Origin of the sequence: Bradyrhizobium sp. CCBAU 11434 (assembly GCF_028128895.1) — a bacterium.
In the GTDB taxonomy this organism is placed as follows: Bacteria; Pseudomonadota; Alphaproteobacteria; order Rhizobiales; family Xanthobacteraceae; genus Bradyrhizobium; species Bradyrhizobium zhengyangense.
This window is the reverse complement of record NZ_LBJX01000100.1, coordinates 222,563-242,642: the sequence shown is the minus strand read 5'-3', so window position 1 is coordinate 242,642 and position 20,080 is coordinate 222,563. Positions and strand designations below refer to the sequence as shown.

Genomic DNA, 20,080 nt, shown 5'->3' with positions numbered 1-20,080 from the left:
TTGATACGCCAGAGCAAATCGGCAGCATCGCGCATGACGAGGCGCTCGGGACATTGCGCCCCCCGGCAGCAGGGCTCAACCTTTGGCGGCAAGCTGCTTGCCTGTGCGATTGGCTATCGCGAGATGGCGGCATGGAGTAGAATTCATCGACAACGACGCCAGGCACAAGTGCGCACACCATTGAGCTCCGTCACAGCGAGGCGGCCTCAAGCAGGAGGGGTGGCAGATGGCAGATAAAGTTGCTCGCCGACCGCGCGATTTAGCAGAATGGCATCCCAGCAAATATGCGCTCTGGAGTGAGCGCTGGGGCGATGCGGTCAACGAACCGACCTCTATCGTGCTGCGTCATCCAACGGCTCCGTTTCTGAGAACCGTTCCCAAAATTGATGATTCCAATATGCAACGCGTGGGAAATGCTTACCTCGAAGCGGTGGCAGGCAATCCCGATATCGATCCGCCCATCCGTCTGCCGCGAGTGTTCAAGACCAACTCGCCGGACTTCTTCAAGCGTCGCTTTTCGGGCTTGATGCGGTGGCTGCCCCTTGGCTGGCCTCCTGCCGATCCACACGATGACACGGCCGGCGACCCGTTCGTGTCGTTCCGAGTTGAGCGCGAGCGGGCGGGCGAGATCTTCGATCAGACCGTGATTTTGGTGGCTTCCGAGTGGATTCCCGATCCCAGCTCCAAACTTAAATCGACCGGCCATTTCCTGGGCTCGGGGTTCGGCATCCGCGTCGTCGCGCATGTGCGGCCCAAGAATAAAAAATACGAAATACGCATCACCGGGATGACCGCGTCACTTCCGTTCGGTCCTTACAGCACCGCCGAAGTGTTCGGTTTGTTGAACAAGGACGAGAAAGCGTTCGCAGCGATCTTCAATACGGACAAGCTTGCTCGGGTCAAAGCCGAGATGTCCGGTCAGCTTGGTTTGAAAGATCAATCCGTCTCCATTCGCGGCGTCCGGATCGCCACCACATCCGACGGAGAGACAGCGCTTGTCCAATGGCAAGCTACGAGCAAGCCCGAAACGGAGGGCGGGCGAACCGGGGCCACACCATATTCGTTCGTGTTCTCCGGGACGCCGACTGAGGCTGGGGCTCTTGTCAGCAAGGTTGAGCTCGTCGCCGACGCGCTGACGCCTGGACACGCGTGGGTGTTTCCGCTTGATCCTGCCTCGCAGCAGCCGCCGGCCGATCTTCGCAAGCGGCGCCCGACACGCAGCGAAGAGACACTCGACCAATATCGCGACGATGAGGCAATCACCGCGTATCGGTCGGATCCGTTGATCTTCCCGCCAACGACGTTTCCGCTGCCATCAGGATTCACCGAAGATGAAAGGGTGGTGGTTTGCCCCGGATTTGTCATTGCCGACGGTCCTCCCCCTCCCTATCCCTATCCTCCTCCCCCTTACCCCAAGCCGGGAGATCCGAAGACAGTCGATCTGCCTGGCACGTCCGCGCCTCCCGTTCGATCGAACGGCTTCGCGGCAATCAGCGCCTACAACAATGTCAGGCAATTCTTCCTGCGGCTCGATGCGTATGGAATGAGTGCGGCTTCCTACTTTCGGATCACGAGCCTGCCGCTCAAGATCTTTTATCGCTCCGGGGTGAGGCCGGGGCCGGGCAAGGACGGGCAGACAGTCAACGCGCGTGTTCTTCCGGAGGGCTGGCCGGTCGACTACGTCGGACCGACCGCGCTCGGCGATCGTCCGATTCTGCAACTGCATTTGGCGCTGGGCGACCTGTCGACCCGGGCACGCAAGCCGTGGGACGGAACCAACCGCTCGCAAGCGAAGCCGCTCGGCATCGCGGCCGACGCGCGCTGGATCTGGCACGAGATCGGACACGTGCTTCTGATGTGCTCGGTCGGCGAACTGGAATTCCGTTTCGCCCACAGCGCCGGCGACGCGCTCGCAGCGATCGTCTCAGACCCGCAATCGCAATTGGCGGGAGATGCCAATTGGCGCGGCGCGACGTTCCCGTGGGTGTTTACGCCGCGTCGCCACGACCGATGCGTGTCGCATGGATGGAGCTGGGGCGGCGCGTTGCACTATGCACTGTCCCAGGTTCCCGATTCAACGCCGCCTCGCCGCAAGGGTTATTGGACCGAGCAGATCCTCTCGTCATCACTGTTCCGGCTGTACCGCGCCATTGGCGGCGATACGAAGGTGGTGGGAACGCCAAACCAGCCTGACCGAACCGCTCGCGAGTCGGCTTCGCTCTATTCCGTCTACCTCATCATGAGGGGGATTCAGATTCTGCCGACGTCGACCACGGTGTTGGCCAACGAGCCGGATCAGTTGGTCTCCGCGCTGATCGACGCCGATATCGGCACCATTCCCTGGAACGTCCACTGGGACGTGACTTTTCCTCCGCCCCCGTACGGCACCAGCAGCACCAAATCGTTCTCATTCCAACGGATTGGCGGCTGTGTGCACAAAGTCATTCGCTGGGCGTTCGAAGTCCAGGGCCTGTATACCGCTGCCGGAACGATCACCAACGCGCCAGGCCTTCCACCCCCGGTCGACATCTACATCCTGGACCGACGACCACTTTCGGAAGTCACGCCCTGCGACGATATCGCGTACGGACCGGGCAGCTACAATCCGGTCTCGCTCGATTGGGATCCCCAACAGTCCGGTTCAGATGCCCCGCCCTTGTGGCAGGCCGACCAAGACGCGATCGTCGTGTCGGGCGGCAAGATTTCCGTGAAGGTCGGAAGCCGCGGTAGTCAGCAGGCAAAGAACGTGAAAGTCAGCGTTTGGTGGCACGCATGGCCCAGTGGCAGCGCCCCGCCGAAATGGAATGATCCATCACCAGGATCAACACCGTGGAAAAAGTGCACCCCGTCACCAAGCCCCGGCAAGACCATCAACCCTGGTGCTCCGCCTGTCGAATTTAAATTCACGTTCAACCCACCCTCAACCGGGACCCGCTATGTGGTGCTGGCTATCGCGACATGCGGGGACGATGCAGCCAACACGGACCCAACGACGCTCCTCCCGTGCAGCCAATTGCCCACGGCACTCATTGACCTCGTCCCCAATGACAACAACCTTGGTCTCATCGTCGTTGGCCGCCCCTAAAGCGCGATGAGAGTGGGATGAATCATCATCGCGCTTGAGGTTGTTGTTCGAGCATGATCTCCGCGCAAACGCGTTCCGCTGATGTCGCGAGGGAAAACCGCTGCACACTTTCCCGGATCATGCTCTAGCGGCAGCCCGAGCTTCGTTGTTCAGGTCCCGCGGAGCAGAGCGGACAAAGCTCGCTCAGGTCCACTTCGTCGGCCACTCGGCGGTCGCGTGGGCAAGCACCGAGTTGAGCGTCGAACAATAGATGCGGCTCGGCGTGCTGTCGTGAAGCAGCGCCCGCCAGATACCCGCTGCGATGTGACGACTTCCGGAGGAGTCCGAAGGATAGTGGACGCCGAGACGTTCGCGGTTCTTTGCGATACGCCCGGCAAGCCAAAGCAGCGGCGAATCAATCTCGCGACGCCCCGCCAGTGGGTTTCGGACAAGTGTTTGTACGCCCGATTGCGTGCTTCCGAGAGTACTAACGGGGGTAGGCGTCGTGTTGGGGTTCGGCGGAGAACTGGAAATCTGAAAGGCACCAGCCGTCCCGGTCGGTATCACATAGTAAGTCGTTCCAGGTGCAATCGGCGCTGGAAGCGCGCCGCCAGCCGTCGTCTGGAAAAACACCGGATCGCCGGCGTTCAGTGCCACGTTCCCTTGGACCACAGCCGGGTTAGCCAAAGAAATGGTCACCGTTACGGGTAGACATGGATCGATCGCATTGCCCGGCGAGCCCTTGTAGGGAGCGGCGAACAATCCGTAGCGCTGGCGAAGCGCCGGTATCTCCAGGAGCAGGAGCGCGATGAAGTGACCGATGAAGGAATGCCCGCTGGTAAACGACGGATGGGCGGGAGGACCGAACGGAGGCGCGAGTCCCGGGCATAACGTCGAGGGGCGAACGCGCCTGAACTGCTGCTTGTAGTAAAAATATGCGATGTTGCCGATGGCGTACCCGCAGTTGATGAGCTCCATTGTCCACGGGCGCCGTGCTTCACTGGTGTCGATGAATGAAGTGATGTAGCCGCCACTGCCATCCGCCTGCTCGATGATTTCGGCCATGTAACGATCGCGATCGTCCTGCATCAACATTTGCAGTTGTTCAATTTCGCTGCGGATCGAGTCGAAGGCGTCGGCTATCGCGTTGGTCCAATCGGAACCTGTGGCGCCAGGGTAGTGATCGGGATTCTGAGGATTCCGCCGTGGATCTGGCTGCCACGCCAGATCGAGGCTCTCCAGCCAGCTCCTCGCAAGCAGGTCAGCCCGACTGAATTGCCATTGATGGGGTTGGCCACCGAATTCCTGCGCCACCATGATTGACGGCCGAGAAGGATCGACTGCCTTCAGCCATTGCGTGAGATGACGGTCGTATGGGAGCGTCCAGAACCGCAATGCCGGGTCCCAATCATCGGTCGTCCATTCGAGGAACGCATCCTGCCCGGTTGCGTCGACCTGATAGGGATTTACGACTTCCGCCCACGGATACGGCGGATTCCCGGCGTCATCCGGAGTGAAGTCGAGTGCCCAAGATCGGAAGCCCAGGTCCCATGGAGTTGCGTAAAAACTGCGCCCCGTGCCCGGCCCTGCTTCCCCCCCCCCCCCCCCCCCCCCCGCCGCGGCGGCTCCGGCTCCCGCACCGGCTCCAGCGCCCGCGCCTGCTCCTGCCCCCGCGCCAGCACCTGCCCCGGCGCCAGCACCTGCTCCGGCGCCTGCTCCGGCGCCTGCTCCAGCACCTGCGCCCGCTCCGGCGCCTGCGCCTGCTCCCGCTCCGGCACCTGCCCCCGCACCTGCGCCCGCTCCCGCACCAGCTCCAGCTCCCATGTTAAGCCTCCCTGACGCTTGAAATTTACATGCGGCTATTCCGGTAACCCCGCGGCGCGCAATCCCTTCGCCAAACGATCCAGATCATCCTTACGCAGCGGATACCAGGAAACGAAAGTTGAGACTCTAAACGAAGGTTCAATTTCGAGAAGCTCTCGAGCCGCCAATTCGGCTCCAGCTTCGTCACCCGAAAGGGCGAGCGCGGCGGCGAGAGTTCGTATGCAGGGACGGAAAAGTAGATTCGCCCGCCGTGACCTGTTCAGGTAAACGATCGCTTCATCGTATCGCCCAGCGACGAACTCGGCAATTCCCGCCACGATCCAAAAATAAAAATTCAAGGGATCGAAGGGATTAAGACGCCACACGTTCTGCAATCGCTCCAGCGCTTCGTCGGGCCGCCCCAAATAGGCGAGCGTCAAGGCGCTCAAGCCCCATGCGAACGCCAAGTTCTCGTTGAGCGCCAGCGCCCGCCCAAAAAGCTCCAGCGCTTCTTCCGGTGATTTTCCCATGAAAGAGAGAATGTGCCCGGCCACCGCCAGCGCAAACGGATCGTCGGGGTCGAGTTCGATGGCACGCCGCGACACGATGAGGGCACGCGCCCGATCGCTGTCCGGATCCAGCGACCAACCTTCGCCAAACTGGAAGTTTAGCCACCACGCAAGGTAGGCATGGGCCTGAGCATAGTGCGGATCGAGCACGATCGCCCGCTCCAGGAGTTGACCCGCTTCCCGGTGGCTTTCTTCGGTAAGGAGATAAAGAAGCGACATCGCGCGGAGGACGCAATGGAACGCATCCAAACTCTCGGTCGGGCGGTCAGCGACGCGAGCCATCTCGACTGCACGCACGCGCGGCTCGATCGAGGACAATATGCTTGAGGCAATTCGATCCTGAAATTCAAACAGGTCGTCGGCAGAACCTTCGTAACGTTGGGCCCAGATCGAGACATTCCCCAAGATGTCGGTCAACTCCGTGTTGATTCTCAATCGCCTGCCCTGGCGTTGGACGCTGCCGTCGAGCAGGTAACGAACATCGAGCTCAGTGGCGATCTGTCGCAGGTCTCTTCCGCCGGCGCTATAACGAAGGGTAGAATTGCGCGCAATGACGTAAAGCGACCGATTTCTGGAGAGGCCGGTAATGATCGAGTCCGTGATCCCTTCACCATAATAGCTGTCGTCGTCGGTACCGCCGATTGTCCGGAATGGCAGCACGGCGAGCGTCGGCTTCGACGCCCATTGCAGGTATGGCTGCGCGATCTGGCGGTCAGCGTCTCCCTCAGTCCACTCGACGGAGTAGACATGAATGGTTCGCATGATATTTTTCATCACAGGCGCGCCGAGGTGATGAAATGTCAGTGGCAGTCGATTGATGACATAGTCGCGGACGGCCGCCGTGACGACTATCTGGCCAGGCTGCGCGGCCTGGTGGATACGGGACGCAACGTTGACGCCGTCGCCCTGCAATATTCCATCTTCGTCAATGATATCGTCGACGTTGATGCCAATGCGAAGATGCAGCGCGAATGGATCCTTATCGCCGACGACGCGCTCTTGAACGCGTTGAACGTCGGTAGCCCAACGCACGGCGTTCACGACGCTCGGGAATTCGACCAGAACGGCGTCGCCCGCAATCTCGGCAATCCGTCCACCGTGGCGAGCCATGTGAGGCTCCATAATCTCGGTCCGCAACGCCCTCCAGCGCATGACGGTCTCGACGTCCTTCAGCCCCATGAGCCGGGAAAAGCCGGCGACATCGGCAAAGGCGATGGCAGCTAGCCGCCTCGTAATCATCGACGGTGCGATGGACGGCGCCTCTGTCGCTTGCTCAGCCTGATTCATGCGCACCTTGCCATTCCAACGGACCAAGTACCCGGGCACCTTCCGAGCAGTGACGCGCGATCACGAAACCTTACAACATTCGGTTGACCTGCGCGACCGCCGTTGAGCAGATGGCTGGATCGGGTCGAGCCGGCAGCAAGTCCGACCATGGCCATTCTGCCACCGAAAACGGGGGTAAAGTGTCATGTGCATCACAACCGCCGAGTTTGCCGAACCCGTCCTGGACGATTTCTGTGCCACGCCGAGCGGCGCCCCGAAGGCGCGTCTCTCGTGGCTCATCGCGTGAACGACGAGGGCCTGGGCGGTGGCGTGGCAGATTTTTGCGCCGGGTCGCGTGACCTATCATCGCGTGATCGGTGCGGCGCTGCTCTATCTGACGATCGCGGTGATCCTCGCGGCGCTCTACACTTTCATCGGCTCGCTCGATCCAGCCGCCTTTGTCAGCATGAAGGTGGAGGACAAGGCTCGCGAGCGAGGTGATCCATTTCAGCTTCGCGACCATGACCACGACCGGATATGGCGACGTCGCGCCGCTGCATCCCGTCGCGCGAAGCCTGTCCCCATGGAGGGCGACGCCGCTGGCACGTCTGGTCACGCTCGAGATCGAGCCTTGCAATCAGGACTGAACGCGATACGCGAGTCTTTCCGGCGATGCTCGCATCAAGATGCGACAAAGTTGCCAGATTTATATAATGCAACCCTTTGTTGACAGTCTATTTGAGCAGTATTACAAAATCTCTTCGCGCTTAGTCGCGAGACTGCGATTTCGATAGGCCACTGCGCTTTCGTTTCGGCTCTGACGATTACCGTCCGCCGAATGAATTGACGAAAGTTACTCTCCACAACGGCGAGGAGCATCCTATGGCAGCAGCAAAGAACACCGAACATAAGGTCGTTCTCACTCTCCCCGATATCGGGCTCTCCAAAGCCCAGATCAATTCGCTCAAGAAGAACTTCAAGAACGAGGTCGTGACACACCTCGGCGGCCCGGAGGTGCTCGCGCGCCGCCGCATCGTCGTGGTCGTCGTTGTCGTGATCGTGTTCTCCAGGCCGAAGGCCTGAGGGATTACGTTCCGCCGAGGCAACGGCATTCCGTGTCGCCGATAACATCAAGGGCGGCGAGCCATGCTGCATGAATCATCGTCGGCGCCCGGCGAAACCGAGCGCACGGACAGTTCGTCTCTGCGGTCATCACCCGGCGACGCGCTGAAAGTGTGCCTGGTCGGACCGCCGACCGTGACTGATTTCGAGGATCCCGAGGTTGCCGAGAGCGAAGCGATCCGGCTCATCGCCGAGCACGCACCGATCGGCGTGCTCAGCCTTGCTGCCGTGCTCGAACAATGCGGCGCGGCGCCTCAGATCGTCGATCTCAACCGGCTCTATTACAGCTATCTGCGCGCGCCCGGCGAGACCGCGTCGAAAACCGACTTTTGCTCCTATGTTGCGGCCGAGCTCGATCAGCTGGCATTCGACGTGTTGGGGTTCAGCTCGATCTGCAGCAGCTATCCGCTGACGATCCGGATCGCGGAGCAAATGAAGCGCCGGCGCCCCGGCGTTCCCATCATCTTCGGTGGGCCGCAGGCCTCGGTGGTGGACGTCCCGACGATGAAGGCCTATCCCTTCGTCGACGTCATCGTCCGAGGTGAGGCCGAGGAGACCCTTCCTGCGCTGATCGCTGCGATTGCGAGCGGCGCGACGCCGTCAGGGATTCACGGCATCACCTATCGCGACGGCGGCCGCATCGTCCGGGCTCCGAACGCGGCCGTGATCGCCGATCTCGACGCCATCCCCCTTCCGGCCTTTCACCTCTACCCAGAACTGAGGGATTGCCACTACGTGCCGCTCGAACTCGGCCGCGGCTGCCCGTTCGCCTGCTCGTTCTGTTCGACCAACGACTTCTTCCGCCGGAAATTCCGGCTCAAGTCGCCCGAGACTGTCATCGCGCAGATGCGCCTCGTGCGCGACACCTACGGCATCACGACCTTCGACCTGATCCACGACATGTTCACGGTCGACCGCAAGCGGGTGATGGCATTTTGCGAAGCGGTGATCGCGACAGGCGAGCAGTTCTACTGGAACTGCAGCGCGCGAACCGACTGCATCGACGAGGAGATGATCGCGACCATGGCCCGCGCCGGCTGCAAGGCCATCTTCTTCGGCATCGAGACAGGCTCGGCCCGGCTCCAGACCATCGTCAAGAAGAACATCGATCTCGCCGAGGCTGCGACGCGCATCGAAGCCACGGACCGGCACCAGATCACGACCGCGGTTTCGCTGATCACGGGCTTTCCCGACGAAACGATGGACGACCTGCGCGACACCGTCCACTTTTTCGTGGATTCGCTGCGGTTCGACTTTGCCGAGCCGCAGCTTCACATCCTGGCGCCGCTGGCGGAAACGCCACTGGAATCGCACCATCGCAAAGAGCTCGTTTTCGACGACATCCTGTCCGACATGTCGCATCAGGGATGGCGGCAGGATCCGGTCGACCGCGAGATGATCCAGAGCCACGTCGACATCTTTCCGAACTTCTACTCGATCCCGACGCCCAAACTCGATCGCGCCTATCTGCGGGAGCTGCGCGATTTCCTCTTGAACGGCTCCGTCCGCTTCCGCTGGCTGCTGGTTGCCCTGCATCAGGATTCCGGCGACGTGACGCAGGCATTCGAGGCTTTCCGCCGATGGTATGCAGCCGATCCCGACAGGGGACCGCGGCCCGACCTTCAGGAGAGCCGCTATTATGCGTCAAAGACATTCTGCGACGACTTCATTGCCTTTGTCCGCGACGACTATGCGCCGCGACTCGCCCGCACGCCGCGCGTGCTTCACTCCATACTGGACTACGAACGGGCTTTGCTTGCCGAAGCTCCGCCGCCCACGGAGGTCACGGCTGAAGACCAGGACATCTCGGACATCACTCTGGTGCCGAAGCTCACCGACGGCGTGGTGCTGACGGAATGCGCCGCCGATTATCAGCGGATCATCCGCTGCCTGCGGCGCAAGGGCGATCTGCGCCGGATCCCGCGCAGGCCCGCCACCATCGCAACGCGGCAGCACGCCGACAAGCGCCTGGACGTCGTCATGCTAAGTCCTCTCTCGGCTCAATTGCTGAAGCTATGCGACGGCGCGCGGACCGTATCTGATATTGCAGGCCGGCTCACACCAACGAACCGGACCATATCCGCGATCCCGGCCGAGAAGGTCTGCATGTTCGGGCTCGAAGTGCTGCGCCAACAGGGCCTGATCGCACTTCATCGTGATCTCGCCGCTAAAGCGGGATGAGATTTGGTTGAATCGTCATCGCGCTTTAGCTCTTTGTTTGAGCATGATCTCCGCGCAAACGCGTTCCGCTGATGTCGCGAGGGAAGACCGCTTCACACTTTTCCGGATCATGCTCTAGCGCTTCGCAGGGGCTCGCTTCCTGACGGAATGCGGTTTCAGACGCAGGAAGCCGCCTGGATAATCCAGCGTCACGACAAAGCGCTTCAGGAAATTGTAACCGATCAGCCCGGCGATGCTGACCCCGAGCTGTTGTTCGACCGCATCCAGCGGCATCACCGCCGCGCCGAGATTTCGCACGGTGTGAGACCCGAGCCGGAAGCTGGCAAGCCTTGCAAAGCCGGCTTCGATCTGGCCACCTGCGCCAATGGCAGTCGGCTGCCCACCCTCGAGCGCGATGCCGACAGTACGTGCCGTATCCGGCGTAATCACACAAGCCGACGCACCGGTATCGAGCGTGAAGTTGAACGGACCAAGCCCATTCACCTCCGCATCCACCATCAGCAGCGGACGACTGGCACTGATGCGGAAGCGAATGGCTCCGCGGGGCACGACCTTTTTCGCCATCGGGCATCCACCGGTTCAATGCCCCGCAGCCTAGCGCCTCGACCGGCGGGGGCGCAACGCCTGAGACCTAAACCACCGTCCGGTGTCGCGCGATGCAGGTGCGCAACACCTCGTCCATCGGCTTGCTCCACCAGTCGTTGGAGAAGATTTCGATCTCCGAGTAGCCGGCAAAGCCCTGCGCCTCGACGGCGGCGCGGGCCGATTTGATGTCGATGACGCCGTCGCCCATCATGCCGCGGTCGTTGAGAATATCTTTCGTCGGCACCAGCCAATCGCAGACGTGGAACGCGAGCAGACGATCCTTGCCGGCGCGCGCGATCTGGCTCATCAGCTCCGGGTCCCACCAGATGTGATAGACGTCGAGCGCGACGCCGAGCATGCCGCTGCGATCAGGGTCGAGCCGGTCGCAGATGTCGAGCGCTTGCTTCGTCGTGTTCACGCAGGCGCGATCGGCCGCATAGGCCGGATGCAGCGGCTCGATCGCCAGCGGCAGGTTGGCCTGTCTGGCGTAGTCGAGCATCTCGGCAAGGGCTTCCTCGACCTGCCCGCGCGCCGCCGCGATGTCTTTCGAGGCCTCGCTGCCCGGCCGCGAATATTGCGGCAGGCCGCCGACGACGAGCACGATGCAGGGTGCCCCCAGCGCCCTGGCTTCATCGACACAGCGGCGATTGTCGTCGCGCACCTCGCCCCGGTGCGACGCGTCCGAGGTGAACATGCCGCCGCGGCAATAGCCAGACAGTTCGAGGCCGGCATCACGCACGGCGCGCGCCGCACGATCAAGGCCGACCGAGGCGACCTGGTCGCGCCAGGGGTCGATGGCGCGGATGCCATGCCTCGCACAGGCCTCGATGATCTCGACGAGATCACCTTGCTTGCGGACGGTCGCCGTGTTCAGCGAAAGCCAGCGGTGGTCGGACGAAAAGTCGCGCATCAGTCTTCCAGTCCGTGCGAGGCCAGCACGGTCTTCATCCGCCGCGTCGCCAGTTCAGGATTGGCGAGCAGGCCGGCCTGGTCCGCGAGCCGGAACAGTTCGGCCAGATGCAGCATCGAGCGCGCGCTCTCCTGTCCGCCGACCATGGTGAAATGATCCTGATGGCCGTTGAGATACGCCATCAAGACCACGCCGGTCTTGTAGAAGCGCGTCGGCGCCTTGAAGATGTGGCGCGACAGCGGCACCGTCGGCCCGAGCACATCGTGGAAACCGGCCTCGTCGCCAGCCGCGAGCCGCGACAGCGCGTAGGACGCCGCCGGCGCGATCGCGTCAAAAATGCCGAGCAGCGCGTGCGAAAAGCCCTGCTCGTCGCCGGCGATCAACTCCGCATAATTGAAGTCGTCGCCGGTATACATCTTGATGCGCTTGTCGAGACGCCTGCGCATGTCGATCTCGCGCTGCTTGTCGAGCAGCGAGACCTTTACGCCGTCGACCTTGGCCGCGTTGTTGTTGATGATGGCCACCGCAACGTCCATCGCCTTGTCGAGATTGCTGGTGCCCCAATATCCCGTAAGGGCGGGATCGAACATGTCGCCGAGCCAGTGGATGATCACGGGCTCGCGGACCTGCGACAGCACGCGGTTGTAGACCTTCGCGTAGTCGTCGGCGCCGCGACCAATTTTTGCCAGCGCGCGCGAGGCCATCAGGATGATGCGACCGCCGACCTTCTCAACCGCCGAGACCTGCTCCTCATAGGCGCTGATAACGTCGGCGAGACTCCTGGCATCCTCCACGGCAAGATGATCGGTGCCGGCGCCGGAAAACACCAGCGCATTGCGCCGCTTGGCGGCGGACACAGTACGCGTGATCAGCTCCAGCGAAGTCGGCCAGTCCAGCCCCATGCCGCGCTGCGCGGTGTCCATGGCCTCCGCCACGCCGAGACCGAGGTCCCAGACGTGCTCGCGGAAAGCGATGGTCTTGTCCCAGTCGACGGCCACCGACAACCAGGGATCGTTGTTCGCGAAGGGATCGGTGACTGTGTGCACGGCCGAGAAGGCGATGCGGTTGAGCGGCCCCTCGAGCTTCGCAGGGAACGTGCGCGAGGCCGCGAGCCGGTAGGTCTCGATCGTGCGATCGGCCTTCGGCAGCTTGAGCGACACGGATGACATTGGCAGGACGGGCTTGTTCATGCGTCCCTCCTCAGGCCTTGATCGGGGCGACGTCGATCCAGCGCCGCTCCTTCCAGCTCCTCAGCGCGCATTCGGCGAGTTGCACGCCCTTGGCGCCTTCGAGCAGCGTGAACTTGTAGGGGGCGTCCTCGTAGACGTGGCGGATGAACATCTCCCACTGCTCCTTAAAGCCGTTGTCGTAGCTGACGTTATCAGGGAGCTTCTGCCAGTCGCCGTAGAAATCGTGCAGCCGCTTTTCGTCGGGATTCCAGACCGGACGCGGCGTTGCCTGCCGCGCCTGGATCATGCAGTCGGTCAGACCTGCAACCGCCGAGCCGTGGGTGCCGTCGACCTGGAAGGTGACGAGATCGTCGCGATAGACGCGCGTGACCCAGGACATGTTGATGTGGGCGATGACGCCGCCTTCGAGCTGGAACGTCGCGTAGGCGGAATCGTCCGCGGTCGCCTTGTATTGCTTGCCCTGCTCATCAAAGCGCTCGGGAATGTCGGTGTTGCCGATGCAGACCACGCTCTGGACATTGCCAAAGAGGTTGTCGAGCACGTAGCGCCAGTGGCAGACCATGTCGAGGATGATGCCGCCGCCGTCCTCGCTGCGGTAGTTCCAGGACGGCCGCTGCGCCTCCTGCCAGCCGCCTTCGAATACCCAATAGCCGAACTCGCCGCGCACCGAGAGGATGCGGCCGAAGAAGCCGCTGTCGCGCAGGAACGCGATCTTCTTCAGGCCGGGCAGGAACAGCTTGTCCTGCACCGTGCCGTGCTTGACGCCCCTGGCATTGGCGAGCTTCACAACTTCGAGCGCTTCCTCGAAATTCGTCGCGATCGGCTTCTCGCAATAGACGTGCTTGCCGGCATTGATGGCCTGGGTCAACAGGCCCGGCCGCGCCTGGGTGGTGGCCGCATCGAAGAACATGATGTCGTTGTTGTCGGCGAGCGCCGCATCGAGATCAGTGGTCCAGCGCGTGATGTTGAAGCGCCTGGCGAGCGCCTCCACCTTCTCGGCGCTGCGGCCGACCAGGATCGGATCAGGCATCACGCGATCGCCGTTCTTGAGGCGGACGCCACCCTGGTCGCGGATTGCGACGATCGAGCGGATCAGATGCTGGTTGAGCCCCATGCGGCCGGTGACGCCGTTCATGATGAGGCCGAGGCGTTGGGTGGTCATGCCAGATACTCCTGAGGTGATTTTGGCTGTTCGAGGGTGCGAAGCGCCGACCAGTCCGGATGGACCGACGTCGCAAAGCCCACTGTGTTGAGCGATCCCGTCAGCAGATCGCCGTTGTGAATCTTGAGCCGGATGCCCTGCCCGGCATCGGCATAGAGATCGGGATGCGCGGCCGCGAAGGCCCGCGCTTCAGCGGCGGGCGTGTCGCCAAAGCCATCGACATAGTGATGGCCATTGCGTTCGGCGTGGGTGACGCCAAGGAAGGCACCGAGCGCAAGGTCCTGCTGGACGCCAAGGCCCGCCTGGCAGGTCAAATCCTCGCCGGTCACGAAGAACTTTTCTCCGCTCACGCTCCATTTCGCCGCGCGCGTCGCGTTGACGATGGACTTGTAGAGTCCCTTGCAGGATTTCGAGGAGATGCCGTGATAGCCGAGCGCCCGCGCCGCGGGGAAGGTATTGTAGGACTCATCGGCCTCGTCGATGATGAAGCTGCGCGCGGCGAGCGAGCCGAGCGGCGACTGCCTCGTGATATCGCGCGGCATCGGCTGCTCGATATAGAGCAGCCTCGATGAGATCGACCGCAGAGCGGAATCGCGATCCAGCCGGTCGATCAGGGCCTGCAGCGCGGCAAGGTCGGTATATTGCTCGTTGGCATCGAGTGTAACCTTGTACTCGCGCCCCAGCGCGTCCAGCTCCTTGCCGAAGCGCACCAGCCGCGCCGCATCGGCAGCGGGATTACCCGACAGCTTCAGCTTGAAGTAATTCGCATCCGCACCGGCGACACCACCTTCGCCTTCCACGGCATCCTCAAGTCCCACGGTGTGCCTGATGGCGACGCGCGGCAGCGGTTTCCGCCCCGACTGAAACGCCGCGATGTCCGCGTCCTTCAGATCGGGCGACAGCCGTGCATCGATTCCCGCGATGTTGCTGGCCATCCCGTCGAAGAAATTCGTCTCCACGCCACGCAGGAGCGCATCGAGGATCGCCTTGTCGATTTCCGCTGGACCAAAGGCCGCTGCAAGCGCCGGTATGCTCTCTTTGGCACAGGTCGCGACCTGCGCGCCGATGCACGAGGCGTGCAGATCGAACGCCGTCTGGAAACCGGTCCGCGCCAGATAAAGCCCGCGCGCAATCTGGAGCGACCGTCGCAAGCCGTCCACCGTTTGCGCCGGCGATAATTCCGGCCGCTTGTCGAACCACTTTGGAACCATCATCTCGGCGCTGGCGCCGACCGCGGTTCCTCTGCCCTCGACCTCGATCTCGACCCGCACGAACAGTTGCGGCGTCGCGTTGACGGTCACCGCGCCAAAGCGGAACGGCCGTGCGAAATGCACGGGCCGTTCGAAGAAGGCAATATCTCGCAGCTTCAGGCGCGGCGCCATGGTTTAGTCCAGCGAACCTTGCGAGAAGAAATGCTTGCGGATGCGTTGCACAAGCTCGGTGAAGACGGGGTCGGCCATCACGTCGAGCGAGCGCGGGCGCGGCAGCGGCACGTCATAGATCGCGGCAATCGCGCCCGGCCGCTCGGTCATGACCAGCACGCGGTCGGCGAGGAATACGGCCTCCGGAATCGAATGCGTGATCAGCAGCACCGTTTTCCTCGTCTCGCGCTGGATCCGCATCAGCTCGACATTCATACGCTCGCGCGTCAACGCGTCGAGGGCGCCGAACGGCTCGTCCATCAGCATGATCCTGGGATCATGCACCAGCGCGCGGCAGATCGAGGCACGCTGCTGCATCCCGCCAGAGAGCTGCCAAGGCAGCTTCTTCTCGAACCCCTCCAGCCCGACCAGTTTTAGCAGTGCCTTGGCCCGGACGAGATATTCGTCCCGCGGCAGCCGCTTCATGTCGATCGGCAGCATCACGTTGGAGAGGATGTTTCGCCAGGGCAAGAGCAACGCGTTCTGGAAGACGATGCCGACATTGCCATGCGGCTTGGTCACCTTGTCGCCTTCGACCAGAACCTCGCCTGTGGTTGGCGGCAGCAGGCCGGAGATCAACTTGAGCAGCGTGGACTTGCCGCAGCCTGATGGGCCGACCACGACGAAGAACTCACCGTCATTGATGTGGAAGTCGAGCGGCCGCAGCGACGGCACGTCGCCGTCGCGCGTCCGATAGGTTTTCGATACGCCTGACAGCTTGATGCCGGACGCATCGCCGGCAGCCCGGTCGCTCACCAGTCTCAGATGCGCGGCCGGTTGCACGGCTTCGTTCACGGCTGTCGCAGGTTTCACGTGCCACTCTTCGGCAGATAGTCGTTGGTGTAGAACGCCTTCGGGTTCTCCTTGGCCTTGGCATCGAGCCCGCCAAATTCGACCATCAGGTTGACGCTGTCAGTCATGTTCTGGTCGGTGACCTGGAACGGCCGTTTGCTCTTGGTCTCGGCGGTCCGGTACAGCGGAATGGTCAACTCAAAGCCCTGCGTCAGCGTGTCGATCTTGCCGCCCTTGGGATTGGCATCGAGGATCGACTGCGCCGCCGCCTTCGGCTCCTTCTCGGCGGCTTCGACCGCCTTGGTCGTCGCCGACATGAAACGGCGGACGAGATCGGCGTTGGCCTTCACATAATCGGTGTTGGCGATGATGCCCGAGGAGACCATGTTGATGCCGTAATCGGCGAACTTGATCGGATAGACGTCCTTGCCGGTCGCGTCCTTGATCTTCATCGACTGGTCCATGACGTAGCCGAGCAAGAGATCAGCCTGGCCGTTGATGACAGCGTTGAGCTTGGTCTGGCCGTCGCCGGCCACCGTCTGGAAGTCGCTTTCCTTGAGGCCGGTCTTCTTCAGGAACAGCGGCCAGATCTGGGTCATGGAATCGGCCGGCGTGATCGCGACCGTCTTGCCCTTGATGTCTTCGGGCTTCCTGATGTTCTTGTCGGCAAAACCCATCGCGGACATCGGCGAGGTCTGAAGCAGCACGCCGGTCGCGATCACGGGCGCACCCTTGATCGCCGCGCGCATCATGGTGGGCACGTCGACATAGCCGAAATCGGCGGTCTTGGCGGCAACGGCCTGCGTGGTCGCGGCCGAGCCGCGGCCTTCCTGGATCTCGAGGTCGATGCCTTCGGCGGCATAGATGCCCTTGGCCTTGCCGTAGTAGAACGGCGCGTGTTCGCCATAGACGTACCAGTTCAGCATCAGCACGACCTTGTCGGCCGCCTGCGCCGGCGAAACTGCAAACGCCATCAGCGCCACAGATGCAGCTCCAATCCACCGCTTCATCGTCACTCTCCCTTGTCGTTGTGTTTCGGCCGTTGGTGGCCGTTGCTCAGATTTAAGATGCGAATATCACCTCTTCGCGCTGGCTGACGTGCCAGGGAATGATCAGCTTCTCGATGCGGTCGACGATCCAGAACAGGATGACGCCGAGCAGAGCGAGGATCACGAGCGCTGCAAACATCGTCGGCAGGTCGAACGTGCCGATCGAGCGCTGCATCACGTAGCCGATGCCGGAATTTGAGCCGACGAACTCGCCGACAACGGCGCCGACTACGGCGAGCGTCACCGAGACTTTGAGGCCGGAGAAGATCGCCGGCAGCGCATGCGGCAGGTTCACTGCGCAGAACACCTGGAAGCGGCTGCCCTGCATGGCCCGCGCAAGATCGACCATGTCGGGGTCGACAGACTTGAAGCCCTGCACCGCCGAGACCACGACGGGAAAGAAGCCGAGCAGGAACGCCGAGATCACTTTCGGAATGATGCCGAAGCCGAACCACACCACGAACAAAGGCGCGATGGCGATCTTCGGCACGGACTGGGAGAACACCAGCAGCGGATAGACATAGCTCTCCACCGTCTTCGATCCCGCGATCAGCATCGCAACGGGAATGCCGAACAGCGCCGACAGCAGGAAGCCGCAGACGGTCGCATAGGTCGTCGGCCAGCATTGGCGCAGCAGTTCCGGCCAGTCCGAGCGCAGCACAGCGACGACATCGGCCGGCGCTGGGATCTGATAGGCGGGAATCTTGAAAAGACGGATCGAAAGATCCCAGGCCACGACGATGAAGATCAGGAACAAGAACGGCCGAACCCAGGCCGCATTCAGCAACTTGGACAGCGCACCCTGTGGCTTCGGCTCGGCCAATTTTCACTCCCGGCAGTCTTCTTCGTTGTGTGGAGAAATTAACCCGTTGGATAAATACTGTCCAGAGGTTTCCCTGTGACGTTTTGCGCAGGGGTTCCGGAAGGTGAGCGTGAGAGATGGCGCGTGAAGGCCGCGTGGCAGGATGGTCGCGCCCCACTCTCGGTGTCATTCCCCGCGAAAGCGGGGAATCCAGTACGCCGCGGCTTCTCCGTGTCCCATCGGCGTCTCTGGAATACTGGATCGCCCACCCCAGTGCGCAAGCGCGCACAAGGCGGGCGATGACAGCGGCGCGTTCGGCTAAACCGTCTGCGCCACCGCGCTCCGCGACTTCGGCGCTTTCCCGATCTCGAACAGCGCGACCGATTTTCCCGTCAGCGCGGCCAGCACGAGGCCGACCATATGCGCGAGACGTTCGTCCTTGGCGTCCTTGGCCATCAGATCACGGCCGAAGATCACGCTGAGCGTTGCCGAGTTGGAGAGATAGAAGAAGCTGAGCGCAGCGATCGAGATGTAGAGCTGCACCGGATCGACCGCGACCTGGAAATCGCCGCTGTCGACGCCGCGGTGCACCACGGTGCCGATCATCTCGACAAAAGGCGAGTGCATCGACTTGACCTTGGTCGAGCGCTTCAAATGCTTTGCGCGCGCGAGGTTCTCGGTTTGGAGCAGCGAGAGGAATTCAGGGTTGCGCAGGAAGTAGCCCCAGGTGAACTCGATCAGCCGCCTGATGGCCTCGGGCGGATCGAGATGTTCGAGATCGAGCCCCCGCTCCTCGCTGCGGATCTTGTCATAGGCGCCTTCGAGCACCGCGAGATAGAGGTCGTCTTTGTTGCCGACGTGGTAGTACAGCATGCGCTTGTTGGCGCCGGCCTTGGTGGCGATGCGGTCGACCCGCGCGCCGGCGAGCCCGTGAGCCGAAAACTCCTGCTTGGCAGCCTCGAGAATGCGCAGCCGCATCCCCTCAGGATCGCGCTGCCATTTCAGAGTTCGCTTTGCCGCTGCCTTCGCCAAACCGGGTGCTCGCTGGGTGCTTACGGTATGCCATGTACCACGCCGCCGCCGTCATTGCGAGGAGCGAAGCGACAAAGCAATCACCGCGAAGCGCAGTCTGGATTGCTTCGCTGCGCTCGCAAAGACGGATGAGAGCAGCGGCTAACGAAACCAGTTTCGTAGGGTGGGCAAAGCGAAGCGTGCCCACGTCTTCGGTCCTTACTGAGAAGACGTGGGCACGGCGCAAACGCGCCTTTGCCCACCCTACGGGAGTCTTTGAGTGGATGGTGCCGCCCTACTCCACCGGCTTCGGGGAGCGCTCCAACAGCACAGTCTGGATCCCGCAGGTGCCGCTGCGCACCGTCACGATGCGCGTGCCCGGCTTGCGGCCATTGCGCACTTCGGAGACGTCGAGGCCGCTCGCAAGCAGGCGGGCGCGGGTGGCGTCGATGTCGGCGACGCGCCAGCTCAGGCCCCAGAGCCGGTCATGCTGGGAATCGCCGCCCGCGACGGGGCGGCGCACCACCTCGACGATGAGATCGCCGCAGCGGAAGAACATCAGCTGGCCCCAGTCGTGATGGGAGCGGTCGAGCGCGAGATCGAGCCCGAGCCGGGCGCCATAGAGCGCGGCGGCGCGATCGGAATCCTCTGTCGTGATGACGACGTGATCGAGCCCGTCGATCGGCGCAACGTCTGAGGCAACCGATTTCGGGCGTTCCTCGGCGAGCTCAAGGAAGAACATCCGCACGCCGCGCGTCAGCTCGGTCGCGGCCCGTGTGCGCTTCCAGTGCAGGGCCGCGCCTGATACATCGTCGCTGCTCTCGACCTCGGCGACCGGATCCGGCTTCAGCGCCACCCGGTCCAGCCGCCGGTGCATCTTGCCCATGTCGGCTACACGAAAGCACAGGCTGGCGAGCAAGCCCTCCTGGTCGTCGAGCAGCGCGCGCATCCGGTCCGCGGTCGCGGTGAAGCCGCTCGGCGCCATCAATTCGATGGTCATGTTCTCGAGGGTGAACAGCACGCGGTCGGCGCCCTCGCCGGAATTCTGCCAGGCCGGCGCTCGGGCGAGCAGCGTCTGATAGGCCGCCTTGGCCGCACCGATATCCTTGACCAGAACAACGATGTGATCGAGGCCGGTGATCATGTTTGTCCC

Annotated in this window: 16 protein-coding genes; 4 read left to right on the top strand and 12 right to left on the bottom strand. The window is 62.5% G+C overall.

Annotated features, from left to right (window positions below):
• Nucleotides 1-226: 226 nt before the first annotated feature.
• Nucleotides 227-3,085, top strand: a complete 2,859-nt coding sequence (locus XI06_RS33540) for a hypothetical protein (protein ID WP_271607300.1) — start codon at nt 227-229, stop codon at nt 3,083-3,085.
• Between the two features lie 183 nt (nt 3,086-3,268).
• Here the strand turns inward: XI06_RS33540 and XI06_RS33535 are convergent, their stop codons facing one another.
• Together XI06_RS33535 and XI06_RS33530 are read right to left on the bottom strand one after the other, a co-directional pair.
• Nucleotides 3,269-4,459, bottom strand: a complete 1,191-nt coding sequence (locus tag XI06_RS33535; RefSeq protein ID WP_271607299.1) for a hypothetical protein — start codon at nt 4,457-4,459, stop codon at nt 3,269-3,271.
• Between the two features lie 464 nt (nt 4,460-4,923).
• Entirely contained in the window at nt 4,924-6,723 is a 1,800-nt protein-coding gene (locus XI06_RS33530; protein WP_237863657.1) for an adenylate/guanylate cyclase domain-containing protein, read from the bottom strand.
• A 304-nt stretch (nt 6,724-7,027) separates the two neighbouring features.
• Here XI06_RS33530 and XI06_RS33525 point away from each other — a divergent pair, with 304 nt between their 5' ends.
• The 3 genes from XI06_RS33525 to XI06_RS33515 all read left to right on the top strand — a co-directional run bounded on the left by XI06_RS33525 (nt 7,028) and on the right by XI06_RS33515 (nt 10,005).
• Nucleotides 7,028-7,432, top strand: coding sequence for a hypothetical protein (locus tag XI06_RS33525; protein WP_271607298.1), 405 nt, complete (start codon nt 7,028-7,030; stop codon nt 7,430-7,432).
• 152 nt (nt 7,433-7,584) lie between these two features.
• Nucleotides 7,585-7,785: a hypothetical protein gene (locus tag XI06_RS33520; protein ID WP_237863656.1), complete on the top strand. Its 201-nt coding sequence runs from the start codon at nt 7,585-7,587 to the stop codon at nt 7,783-7,785.
• Between the two features lie 63 nt (nt 7,786-7,848).
• Complete coding sequence (locus XI06_RS33515; RefSeq protein ID WP_237863655.1) at nt 7,849-10,005, top strand: B12-binding domain-containing radical SAM protein; 2,157 nt, start codon at nt 7,849-7,851, stop codon at nt 10,003-10,005.
• 114 nt (nt 10,006-10,119) lie between these two features.
• Here XI06_RS33515 and XI06_RS33510 read toward each other — a convergent pair whose 3' ends face one another.
• The 10 genes from XI06_RS33510 to XI06_RS33465 all read right to left on the bottom strand — a co-directional run bounded on the left by XI06_RS33510 (nt 10,120) and on the right by XI06_RS33465 (nt 20,071).
• A complete protein-coding gene (locus tag XI06_RS33510) occupies nt 10,120-10,569 on the bottom strand; it encodes a retropepsin-like aspartic protease family protein (protein ID WP_237863654.1) in 450 nt (149 codons plus the stop codon).
• A 67-nt stretch (nt 10,570-10,636) separates the two neighbouring features.
• The gene (locus XI06_RS33505; RefSeq protein WP_237889573.1) at nt 10,637-11,500 is read right to left on the bottom strand and encodes a sugar phosphate isomerase/epimerase family protein; all 864 of its coding nucleotides are present in this window, start codon (nt 11,498-11,500) and stop codon (nt 10,637-10,639) included.
• On the bottom strand, nt 11,500-12,690 hold the full coding sequence (locus XI06_RS33500) for a dihydrodipicolinate synthase family protein (protein WP_237863652.1): 1,191 nt from the start codon (nt 12,688-12,690) through the stop codon (nt 11,500-11,502). The genes XI06_RS33505 and XI06_RS33500 overlap by 1 nt, the downstream gene beginning before the upstream one ends.
• 10 nt (nt 12,691-12,700) lie before the next feature.
• A complete protein-coding gene (locus XI06_RS33495; protein ID WP_237863651.1) occupies nt 12,701-13,852 on the bottom strand; it encodes a Gfo/Idh/MocA family protein in 1,152 nt (383 codons plus the stop codon).
• Entirely contained in the window at nt 13,849-15,234 is a 1,386-nt protein-coding gene (locus XI06_RS33490; RefSeq protein WP_237863650.1) for a hypothetical protein, read from the bottom strand. Before XI06_RS33490 ends, XI06_RS33495 begins: the two co-directional genes overlap by 4 nt.
• 3 nt (nt 15,235-15,237) lie before the next feature.
• Nucleotides 15,238-16,086, bottom strand: coding sequence for an ABC transporter ATP-binding protein (locus XI06_RS33485; protein WP_237863649.1), 849 nt, complete (start codon nt 16,084-16,086; stop codon nt 15,238-15,240).
• Nucleotides 16,083-17,075: an ABC transporter substrate-binding protein gene (locus XI06_RS33480; protein ID WP_237863648.1), complete on the bottom strand. Its 993-nt coding sequence runs from the start codon at nt 17,073-17,075 to the stop codon at nt 16,083-16,085. Before XI06_RS33480 ends, XI06_RS33485 begins: the two co-directional genes overlap by 4 nt.
• Nucleotides 17,076-17,127: 52 nt before the next feature.
• Nucleotides 17,128-17,937, bottom strand: a complete 810-nt coding sequence (locus tag XI06_RS33475) for an ABC transporter permease (protein ID WP_237863647.1) — start codon at nt 17,935-17,937, stop codon at nt 17,128-17,130.
• A gap of 297 nt (nt 17,938-18,234) precedes the next feature.
• On the bottom strand, nt 18,235-18,894 hold the full coding sequence (locus XI06_RS33470) for a TetR/AcrR family transcriptional regulator (RefSeq protein ID WP_333909387.1): 660 nt from the start codon (nt 18,892-18,894) through the stop codon (nt 18,235-18,237).
• Nucleotides 18,895-19,222: 328 nt separating this feature from the next.
• Nucleotides 19,223-20,071, bottom strand: coding sequence for a VOC family protein (locus XI06_RS33465; protein WP_237863645.1), 849 nt, complete (start codon nt 20,069-20,071; stop codon nt 19,223-19,225).
• Nucleotides 20,072-20,080: the final 9 nt, after the last annotated feature.